Origin of the sequence: Streptomyces sp. GbtcB7 (genome assembly GCF_019091445.1) — a bacterium.
GTDB classification, from domain to species: Bacteria; Actinomycetota; Actinomycetes; order Streptomycetales; family Streptomycetaceae; genus Streptomyces; species Streptomyces mirabilis.
In genome coordinates this window covers 1-229 of the sequence record NZ_JAGXJM010000788.1, presented here as the reverse complement: position 1 = coordinate 229, position 229 = coordinate 1, and the positions used below count along the sequence as shown (strand labels likewise).

1 pseudogene is annotated in these 229 nt (G+C 74.2%); it reads right to left on the bottom strand.

The window, feature by feature from the left end:
* Window positions 1-229: pseudogene (locus tag KVT44_RS59900) on the bottom strand (Zn-dependent alcohol dehydrogenase); the annotation flags it as partial.

The following is a 229-nucleotide window of genomic DNA, read 5'->3' as shown; positions in this document are numbered from 1 at the left end:
CTCCCCCGCCTTGGGCGAAGCCCCGACCGGGGGGGGCTGGGATACCCGTTCCTCCAGGAGGAGGCGGCCCTCCCGGTAGAGGTCGGCGTTGAGGGGGATGTCACGCTGGGGGCGGGAGGAGCCGTATCGGCAGCCCAGGATGGACTTGTGGGGGTACATGGAGGAGAGGGGGAGGGAGGCCTCGGCCGTGGCCGGGGGTACGCGGAGGGGGCCCGCCTGTCCGTGGGGG